Raw genomic sequence first — 9,273 nt, forward strand, 5'->3', positions numbered from 1 at the left:
AGTCGATGGCGAGCTTAAAACTAACTTAGCCGGTGTTGGGATTAATTTATCTTGGTTGGATGGCAGCCCAATTGATCTTTCTGGAGTTAATAAACGCTTTAGTGCAAATAATAATCATCAATTTGATATTAGCTTCTTTGCAAAGCCGTATGCTCAAGCCCAAACAGTTGAAAAAGGTTTAATGAAAAGTAGCGTTATCATCAATGCTCTCTATAAATAGATGCTCCTAAATTAAGATCTCATAGGAGTGCTCTGCTTTAATCAAACAGAGCACCTCAAAAATAATCAAATATACTCTAGCTATTGGGCGTTAAATAAAAAAACACCAAACAGAAGTTATACCTCAATATTTAAGCAACAAACCGTCTGATTGGTAACCTATTAGGCTATAGCATACTAAAAGCTGTAGCCTCTTTAGGAATTACTGATAATTACTTTATAAATAGAAAGCAAAACCTGATGCAAAGCAATCCGGATACGCTCTATTTTAGTCTCATTTAGCTTAAATATAAATAAAAGCCTAGCGGTTATTTTTATAATTAAGCTCTGCTAGTGGATGAAAATCAATCGTTATTACACTTAGATTTAATACCCAGTAAAATTGATGACTAAATAGCCACTAAAAGAATAACGGGTATAAAATAAATAAATACCATGCATCTTATAACTGGATCACAGCCCTACTCCGTCAGTACTAATGTACTGTGAGGTCAGTAATGCCCGCTCCTTGGCACAGAACGGACACGTTAACTGGGCTAAAGATCTACTTTTCACGAGGAGCAGACGTATTATCCACATAGCTGGTAGTTTATTGACAATAATAGATACTTTATATCGTCTTTAGTATTAAATAACTCCTTGGAAAAATAACCTTGAACTTTATTTACGATGATTTTTTATCGATACCTTATTGCTTCTACAAAAGCCATAAATGCGGGGGAAGACTGGCGACGATTTGGGTAATACAGATGGAAACCTTCAAAGTAAGGGCTGTAATCTGTCAATACAGATTGTAGTTTACCCTGTGAAATATATGGTTCAGCCAAAGATTCTGGAATATAGGCTATTCCCATACCATCAAGCGCTGCATTTAATTGATGCAAAGTACTATTAAAAACGAGTTGTCCCTCTACTTTTATACTTGTTATATGAGCATCCAGATTAAATTCCCACGCATAAATAGAACCCGCAGCGCGATGTCGAATATTAATACATTGATGTTTAGATAAATCGGAAGGAGATTTAGGTTTTAGATGTTGTTTAAAATAAGCGGGAGAAGCCACCGCAATTAAACGCCAATCAGGCCCAATACGTACCGCGATCATATCTTTATTGATATCATCGCCAATTCGTATTCCCGCATCAAAACGTTCTTCAACAACGTTTGTAAAACCATAATCCACATACATCTCTAATGTGATATCAGGGTATTTTTGTAAAAAGTTACTCAATATGGGTCGAATATAAGTTTCTATTTGATCATCGGTACAACTTAGACGAATAGTCCCCCTAGGGCTATCCCGTAACTCACTTAATGCGTTAATTTCAATATTAATCTGTTCAAATAATGGACTAATAGCATTCATTAGTTTTGCACCAGCCTCTGTCACAGAAACATTTCGAGTTGTTCTTGTAAGAAGCCGAATTCCTAATCGCTCTTCTAAAATCCGTATTGTGTGGCTTAAAGCCGAAGGCGTTACACCGAGTCTTGCGGCTGCTTTCGTAAAACTTTGCTCTTGAGCAACGATAAGAAAAGCATGCAAGTCATTCATTTTACTTTTTACCATTGATGAATTTTTCTCACAAGTTCATAAAGATTACACCTACTAATTAAATTATCATCTATATGCGATGATAATGTCTATTAAATATCGTAAACACAAAGATGAATAGAACCTATGGATAATACAATTCTTCGAGAACAAAAATCTCCTGAAAGAGCTAACTGGAGTGCCGTTTTTGCCATGACACTTTGTGTTTTTGTATTGATAGCCTCTGAGTTTATGCCAGTGAGTTTATTAACACCTTTAGCCACTGATTTTCAAGTGACGGAGGGAATGGCAGGACAAGGCATTACAATTTCTGGTTTGTTTGCTGTTGTAACGAGCTTATTTATTTCTGTTCTTACTCGTAGCTTAAATCGTAAAGCTCTGTTACTAGGGCTTACGCTATTGATGGGCATTTCAGGGGCAATGATTGCCTTAGCACCTAACTATTACATTTATATGGTAGGTCGAGCGCTTATCGGTGTTGCTGTGGGTGGCTTTTGGTCTATGTCTGCTGCAATAGCAATGCGTCTTGTACCGACAAAACAAGTGTCTAAAGCATTGGCTATTTTTAATAGTGGTAATGCATTAGCAACAGTTATTGCAGCACCATTAGGGGCATATTTAGGCGCAACTATTGGGTGGCGAGGCGCTTTTTTGAGTCTAGTCCCTATCGCGATTATAACCATTATTTGGTTATGGATGAGCCTACCGACAATGCCGACTGACTCAGATAATCATCAAAATAGATCACAGGTTTTCAATATTTTTAGCTTTTTTAAATATCGAGTCGTTACGTTAGGTATGCTCGCTATTGGATTATTTTTCATGGGCCAATTTACTCTCTTTACCTATGTGCGCCCTTTCCTTGAAACAGTGACAAAACTCGATATTTCGATGGTGACTTTTATCTTGTTATTGATTGGTATTGCTGGATTTATTGAGACATTACTTATCAATCGTTTATTAAACAGAGGTTTTTATCGCACGCTTATCGTCATTCCACTGTTGATGGCTAGTATTGGTGTGTCATTAATTTTCTTTGGTCATTCTCTTTTTGCTGTCATCGCATTACTGAGTATTTGGGGATTTATTGCAACCGCAGCACCTGTTGGGTGGTGGAGTTGGATACCTCGGATATTTTCAAATAACACAGAAGTAGGGGGTGGTTTAATGGTTGCAGTTATCCAAATTTCTATTGCCTGTGGCGCTTCTATGGGAGGCATATTATTTGATTTAGGAGGATATGAAAGTGCTTTTGCGGTTAGTGCCTTACTTTTGATTGTAGCCGCAATACTTGTTCAATTCACTGCGAGGGCTGAAAAAGGAAAAGAATATATTTAAATTTCATAAAAAAATAATTAATACAATTTAATGTCAATTGGTTAAGTTAACAAATAAGCATTTCTAAGAAAATGAAAAATAGAAGAGGATATATATTATGAATAATGAACGTCGGGGATTATTAAAATTAACTGGCGTAATTATTGCCGTTGCAGGTATGACATCAATATTTACAGCTCCCGCATTATCGTAATCAAAGACGATGCTTAATCAACAATGGGACAAAACTTTTATGAAAAGCGATAAAGTTGAATATAAAAAGGTCACATTTAAAAATCGTTATGGTATAGCTTTAGTGGGCGATTTATATCAACCTAAAAATATAAGAGGGCCATTAGCTGCGATTGTATTAAGTGGGCCATTTGGTGCCGTAAAAGAGCAATCCTCTGGATTATATGCTCAAACATTAGCAGAGCGTGGTTTCATCACATTAGCATTTGACTCTTCTTTTACGGGAGAAAGTGGTGGTGAACCTAGAAATGTCGCTTCTGCAGATATAAATACCGAAGATTTTAGTGCAGCAGTCGATTTTTTAGGGCTACAGCCAAATGTTGATCGCGAGCGTATTGGTGTGTTAGCTATCTGTGGATTAAGTGGTATGGCTTTAACTGCCGCCGGTAGTGATCCGCGAATTAAAGCTGTGGCTACTGCATCAATGTATGATATGTCTCGTAGTATCAGCCGTGGTTATCAAGATAGTTATACTCTTGAAGAAAGACATAAGGTGATTGATTATCTTAGCCAACAGCGTTGGAAAGATGCAGAAAATGGCGACAATGCTCTCGGCTATCATGAAGTACTCTTTAATGAAAATGGCCATGTTATTGAAGGACAGCGTGTTTTACCTGAAGTATTACCAAAGGATGCACCACCTGTATTAGCTGCATTTTTTGATTATTATCGTACTCCTCGAGGCTTTCATCCTCGTTCAATTAATTCGACTGCAGCATGGACGGCAACAACACCTATATCTTTCTTTAATTTTCCTATGTATGCCAATATTGAAATGATATCTCCAAGACCCATTTTACTGATTGCAGGGGAAAATGCACATTCGCGCTACTATTCAGAAGATGTTTATAAATTAGCATTGGAGCCTAAAGAATTATTGATTATTCCGAATGCCGATCATGTTGATTTATATGATAATTTAAATAAAATTCCATTTAATAAGATTACAGATTTCTTTCAGCAGAACTTATAAAGTTTAATCTTTTTAATGATTAAGTCACGATGTCTATAAATAAAGCAGAGACGTGTTTGTCATTGCTTGCAGGGGATTTGATGATTGAGGTTCATTATCAAATTCCACAAAAACCCTTTATCCTGCAACTGCCGCTTTTTATATAACTTTGTTTTAATACTTATAAACAGATTTGTCGCTGTTTATCTATACCATCAAGCTCGTTTTATTATCATGCGAAGCCTAACATAATTGATGCTGATAAGTATCGATTAGAAGCGTCTATTAAACGTATCCATCATGAAATAGATGCAACGTATAATAAACCTAGAATGCTTTCTGAGTTGTTAGATTTAGGCTTTATCCTTAGTATAGACAAAGTCCGTCATCTCATAGCGTGGTTAGGTTTAGTGGCAGCTCATCGCTATCCTGCTGGAAAACGGGCTTCTTTCATTTTGCCTAATAGATTGAATCGGCAGTTCACCCCGGAAAAACTCAATCGTTATTGGCCAGGAGATATCACTTATATTCGCACAGGACAAGGCTGGTTATACCTAGCAGTTAGCTTAGACTTATGCTCTCGACGAGTCTTTAGCTGAACTTTTTCTGATAAACCGAATAGCGAGCTAACGACCAGAGTTCTACGTCTTGCGGTTCAAAAGCGGCAAATTAAGAGTAATGTTATTTTTCATTCAGATCTAGACTGTCAATATACTAGTGACTCTTTTCAAGAGTCACTAAAAAAAGGTATTGAAGGAAGTATGAGCCGTGCAGAAAATTGCTTAGATAATACCGTCACAGAACAATTTTTTAGAAGTTTAAAATCTGGGCGAGTCAGTTATCGACGTTATGATACTCGACACTAAGCCATAAGTGATATTTTTGATTATATCGAACCATTCTATAATCAAAAAAGAAAACATTTAAGATTTTTAAGATTGGGAAATATAACGCCAGCGCAATATGCGCATAAATTACAAAAAACTGCCTAAAACAATCTCCAATTTTAGTTGCCCCTTACACCTGCGGGTCGCGCAGTTGCAAAGTTACTAGCTTAAGTTGAAAAAGAGTATCTAGCGAAGTACCCCCCTTGCACAAATATGAACAGAGAACAAGCCATAGAAGCTATTGCAACAATAGTTAAATAAATTGTTTAACTTCTCGTGTTAATGTGTGCAATGTAGATGATATCGATAACTTGTTAGATATTGGTTTTTCAATAAAGCAAAATTATTCGATTCAATATTATCAAGAATAAGGATGGTTAATGTATGTTGCTGGAAGGAATCGAGACGCTTTTGGTATTGGCAGAAGCAAAAACGATGAGTAAAACAGGCAGTTTGCTATATATCAGTCAATCAGCCGTGAGTAAGCGGATTAATCATTTAGAGAAAAGGTTAGGTAAAAAGCTTATTGAACCACATGGGAAATATGTCCGTCTCACCAATGAAGCCTTGGTATTGATAAACAATATCGGCCCAACGTTCAACGAACTTCGTGGGCAAATATACGAACAAAGTCTGATGGATGAAAATACGGTATCCATCAAGATTGATTGTTCAGAAACGTTAATTTCGGGCTACTTTAGTAGATTACTCTCGTCAGAAATTCAGTCGGATCCTCAGATCATTATCTCAACTAATCATACTCCAAGAATCATTGAACACGTAAAATCTGGTCAAGCAACAATGGGGTTGTGTGCTGGTTTTTTACCTGCGCATACAGGACTACTTACCTTCCATCTGTTTGATGAACAATTCTATGTATTAAGCAGTAAGCCACTGAATACATTGCCAGAGTACTTGATCACAACAGATTTAAGTAACTCTGCAAATTCTTATCAATCTACCATATTAGAGAAATTGAACGTCAAGCCTCTAATGCAACTTGATTCTTATACGGCCGCTGCCCATCTCGCATTACAGGGGGCAGCACCCGCGCTGATCCCGTTATCGATAATCCATACTTTGTCTATCGATAAGTCAAAGGTACACAGTTTTTCTGAATTGAATCCACTGATCCGTCCAGTAAATGTGTGTGTTAGACAGAATAGCTACAACTTAAGCCGTGTGAAAAGTCTCGTGAAAAAGCTTTGTAGCGTCCCCTACAACTCAGATTTATTCAATCACTGAGCCGTAGGGAATAACATTAGAGTAGCCAATTAAAACAGCTCTAACAATTGTTGCTGCTTAGCTGGATCAAAAACGCCATTGGCAATCATTAGTTGTACTAAAATCTGAGATTTTTGCGGGCTAAGACTCCGACAGGCAATAATAAAGTTAAGTCCGTCATCATCCACTTCAAGGTTTTTGCATATATGGCCAGTATTAAGCCTGGTTGAGCGAACCACGCATTTGTTATGCCCCCAGTAGATAGTATAATGGCACGTTTTTTAGACATCACTATTCTTAATCATATTGAGCAATAAACGAAAAATGAAGCGTTAATATCATTCGCAAATGGCGATGCAATCAACCTCTATATTAAAGCCAAAGTGCAGATCGCGCGTTGGCACAATGGTTCGAACTGGCTTATGACTGATAAAAAAGTCGCCACAAATATCGTTCACTTGATCCCACAACTCTACACTTGAAATATAAATGACCAGTTTAATGACCTGATTTATATCCGTATCTGCCTGTTTCAAAATGAGCTTCAAGTTATCAAAAACACAATTTGCTTGTTCTTTGATATCACCGTTAACTTTATTCCCCGTATCCGGGTCGATAGGTAATTGACCAGACACATAAAGTAATCCGGCATGTTTGATCGCTTGGCTGTAATGCCCTGCCGGCTTGAGTGCGTTATCGGTTTGAATGTATTTCATCGCAGTTCCCCTATCGTTATCTAATCATTAGCCAATAAATTTTGTAGTACATTCGTCGCTTTAAGACCATTTCCTGTGACCACACCAACAGTAATTTGTCCATCCTCAACGTCGCCTGAATCAATCAATTTTTTGATCCCTGCAAACGCTACCGCAGACGTCGGTTCAATGAAAAAACCTTGCTTGCCCATACTACGTAAAGCTTCCTCTATTTGTGATTCATTCACGCTGACAAAACCACCATTCGACTGACGAACAAAATCAATGATTTCGTCAATACGAGAGGAACATTGGATCTTAATGCCTTCGGCTAGAGTATCTGTCGAACCGATTTCGATGCTTTCACCATTAAACTGCTGTACAAAGGGCTGTATCCCTTCGGTCTGGATCCCAAACAGTCGTGGCATTTTGTCTATTGCCTCGCCATTTAACAATTCTTGAAACCCCAGATATGCTCCAGCCAATAAACTGCCGTTCCCCGCAGGGGCGATAAAGTTATCAGGAGCCAGATAGCCACATTGCTCCCAAATTTCATAAGCGATAGATTTCACACCTTCAATAAACAGCGGATGCCAGTTATGACCGACATAATAGCTATCATGAGTTTCTTTGCTGTTCATCGCCACTTGCGCCACATCTTCTCGAGAGCCTTCAATCTCAAGGCAACGAGCACCATAAAGCCGTGTTTGAACTGTCTTCCCAAGAGACGTTCCGGCAGGGACAAATATGTTGCAGTCAAAGTTACCTTTCGCTGCATAGGCAGCATAAGCTGAGCCACCATTGCCACTCGAATCTTCCGAAATACTTCGAATCCCTTGTGTATTGAGATAGTTGACAACCATGGCAGCACCGCGATCTTTAAACGAACCGGTGGGCATCAAAGAATCCATTTTGGCCAAAATATTTACATTGGCAATTTTGGCCGATGCCAACGGAGTAATAGTTTCATTGAACGAAATCTCAACAGACTTTCTATCAAGTGGATACACTTTCGAGTAGCGCCACATGGTGAAGTCATCAGTAATCAAATCCGATTTCGAGAAACTTTTTTCAGGTTTAACCCACAAAGCAGATCCACAATCACACCGAATTAAAAGAGGTTCAGGCGTGTACTCTTTGTCGCAATGCATACATATGTACTTCATTTCGTAAACTCCATATCACTGACTTAGAGTAAGCATACAAACTGAACAGGATAAGAGTTAGCGAAATGAAGGCATATGTCCAATTCCTGAATGGAATTAATTTTGGGACATTGTAAATACGCGGAGAATGGAATCTGAGAGCCTCGAAGTTGAACTAGATGTTTAACAGCCAAATGATCAAACTTACCATGAACTGTAGGCATAATGAGTTGTGAATCCATAGCTATACGAAAGCATTTTGAAAAATCACACGTAATTTAAGTGTAGTGGTCAACTAAAATTGGTAACCACGCTAAAAATTCCTTGAGTTCGTTGTCATCGAGGTAACGAGTTCCTTTGTTGCTGGTCAGTTTAAACTTCGCTTGTTGCAAACTCGATTTCGCCAATAACGCAAGATTAGCAAAATTATCATCAAAATACTCTAGACCGATCGCAAACTCATAAGCTGCTGACAGCTCTCGTAATACATTACCCGCTTGAACCTTAGCGCCTCGTCCATCAATTTCACGCACCAGTTCAATGACATCTTTTCGAGTAACTCTTTTTGTTCCCCACGATACTGACGCAACCAACGCTGCAATGTGGACAGATCCACATCCATCACCGCTTGTTTAACTTGCTTGTTTAACTTGATACCCCTGGCCTGGCGGATAACCAGTTCAACACACTCTTGTTTGAACTCTGGCGTAAAGGATTTACGACCCATACTGATCTCGTTAGTTTTGGTTATGATACCTCTAACAAGGTGTCTTGGATAATTAGATCCTTATACCTTAATTTAGGAGCATCTATTTATAGAGAGCATTGATGATAACGCTACTTTTCATTAAACCTTTTTCAACTGTTTGGGCTTGAGCATACGGCTTTGCAAAGAAGCTAATATCAAATTGATGATTATTATTTGCACTAAAGCGTTTATTGACTCCAGAAAGATCAATCGGGCTGCCATCCAACCAAGATAAATTAATCCCAACACCGGCTAAGTTAGTTTTAAGCTCGCCATCGATT

Annotated in this window: 10 protein-coding genes and 2 pseudogenes; 7 read left to right on the forward strand and 5 right to left on the reverse strand. The window is 38.2% G+C overall.

Annotation, left to right across the window (positions count from 1 at the left end; genetic code table 11):
* Positions 1 to 220, forward strand: a pseudogene (locus M992_RS14130) (fimbrial protein); the annotation flags it as partial.
* 676 nt (positions 221 to 896) lie between these two features.
* Here M992_RS14130 and M992_RS14135 read toward each other — a convergent pair.
* Entirely contained in the window at positions 897 to 1,772 is an 876-nt protein-coding gene (locus M992_RS14135) for a LysR family transcriptional regulator (protein WP_248842538.1), read from the reverse strand.
* A gap of 126 nt (positions 1,773 to 1,898) precedes the next feature.
* Here M992_RS14135 and M992_RS14140 point away from each other — a divergent pair, with 126 nt between their 5' ends.
* The 6 genes from M992_RS14140 to M992_RS14150 all read left to right on the forward strand — a co-directional run bounded on the left by M992_RS14140 (position 1,899) and on the right by M992_RS14150 (position 6,425).
* Positions 1,899 to 3,110, forward strand: coding sequence for an MFS transporter (locus M992_RS14140; protein WP_053909174.1), 1,212 nt, complete (start codon positions 1,899 to 1,901; stop codon positions 3,108 to 3,110).
* A gap of 97 nt (positions 3,111 to 3,207) precedes the next feature.
* Positions 3,208 to 3,303: a twin-arginine translocation signal domain-containing protein gene (locus M992_RS15525; protein WP_134473766.1), complete on the forward strand. Its 96-nt coding sequence runs from the start codon at positions 3,208 to 3,210 to the stop codon at positions 3,301 to 3,303.
* A gap of 39 nt (positions 3,304 to 3,342) precedes the next feature.
* Positions 3,343 to 4,314 (forward strand): alpha/beta hydrolase, encoded by a 972-nt coding sequence (locus M992_RS14145; RefSeq protein WP_162200748.1) that lies wholly within the window; start codon positions 3,343 to 3,345, stop codon positions 4,312 to 4,314.
* Between the two features lie 311 nt (positions 4,315 to 4,625).
* Positions 4,626 to 4,892: a hypothetical protein gene (locus M992_RS15185; RefSeq protein ID WP_134473768.1), complete on the forward strand. Its 267-nt coding sequence runs from the start codon at positions 4,626 to 4,628 to the stop codon at positions 4,890 to 4,892.
* Positions 4,893 to 5,171: 279 nt separating this feature from the next.
* Positions 5,172 to 5,285, forward strand: a complete 114-nt coding sequence (locus M992_RS15710) for an IS3 family transposase (RefSeq protein ID WP_390892509.1) — start codon at positions 5,172 to 5,174, stop codon at positions 5,283 to 5,285.
* Positions 5,286 to 5,564: 279 nt separating this feature from the next.
* Entirely contained in the window at positions 5,565 to 6,425 is an 861-nt protein-coding gene (locus M992_RS14150) for a LysR family transcriptional regulator (RefSeq protein WP_053909176.1), read from the forward strand.
* Between the two features lie 317 nt (positions 6,426 to 6,742).
* Here M992_RS14150 and M992_RS14155 read toward each other — a convergent pair whose 3' ends face one another.
* The 4 genes and pseudogenes from M992_RS14155 to M992_RS14170 all read right to left on the reverse strand — a co-directional run.
* On the reverse strand, positions 6,743 to 7,120 hold the full coding sequence (locus M992_RS14155) for a RidA family protein (protein ID WP_053909177.1): 378 nt from the start codon (positions 7,118 to 7,120) through the stop codon (positions 6,743 to 6,745).
* Positions 7,121 to 7,140: 20 nt separating this feature from the next.
* The gene (locus M992_RS14160; RefSeq protein WP_211257341.1) at positions 7,141 to 8,127 is read right to left on the reverse strand and encodes a pyridoxal-phosphate dependent enzyme; all 987 of its coding nucleotides are present in this window, start codon (positions 8,125 to 8,127) and stop codon (positions 7,141 to 7,143) included.
* A 395-nt stretch (positions 8,128 to 8,522) separates the two neighbouring features.
* The gene (locus tag M992_RS14165; RefSeq protein WP_211257342.1) at positions 8,523 to 8,777 is read right to left on the reverse strand and encodes a hypothetical protein; all 255 of its coding nucleotides are present in this window, start codon (positions 8,775 to 8,777) and stop codon (positions 8,523 to 8,525) included.
* Between the two features lie 276 nt (positions 8,778 to 9,053).
* Positions 9,054 to 9,273: pseudogene (locus M992_RS14170) on the reverse strand (fimbrial protein); the annotation flags it as partial.

The organism is Moellerella wisconsensis ATCC 35017 (assembly GCF_001294465.1).
Classification (GTDB): domain Bacteria; phylum Pseudomonadota; class Gammaproteobacteria; order Enterobacterales; family Enterobacteriaceae; genus Moellerella; species Moellerella wisconsensis.

What these genes read in the sequence shown, in the direction of transcription:
- M992_RS14135 (WP_248842538.1), bottom strand. Translation starts at nt 1,772, where the DNA reads ATGAATGACTTGCATGCTTTTCTTATCGTTGCTCAAGAGCAAAGTTTT.
- M992_RS14140 (WP_053909174.1), top strand. Translation starts at nt 1,899, where the DNA reads ATGGATAATACAATTCTTCGAGAACAAAAATCTCCTGAAAGAGCTAAC.
- M992_RS15525 (WP_134473766.1), top strand. Translation starts at nt 3,208, where the DNA reads ATGAATAATGAACGTCGGGGATTATTAAAATTAACTGGCGTAATTATT.
- M992_RS14145 (WP_162200748.1), top strand. Translation starts at nt 3,343, where the DNA reads ATGAAAAGCGATAAAGTTGAATATAAAAAGGTCACATTTAAAAATCGT.
- M992_RS15185 (WP_134473768.1), top strand. Translation starts at nt 4,626, where the DNA reads ATGCTTTCTGAGTTGTTAGATTTAGGCTTTATCCTTAGTATAGACAAA.
- M992_RS14150 (WP_053909176.1), top strand. Translation starts at nt 5,565, where the DNA reads ATGTTGCTGGAAGGAATCGAGACGCTTTTGGTATTGGCAGAAGCAAAA.
- M992_RS14155 (WP_053909177.1), bottom strand. Translation starts at nt 7,120, where the DNA reads ATGAAATACATTCAAACCGATAACGCACTCAAGCCGGCAGGGCATTAC.
- M992_RS14160 (WP_211257341.1), bottom strand. Translation starts at nt 8,127, where the DNA reads ATGTGGCGCTACTCGAAAGTGTATCCACTTGATAGAAAGTCTGTTGAG.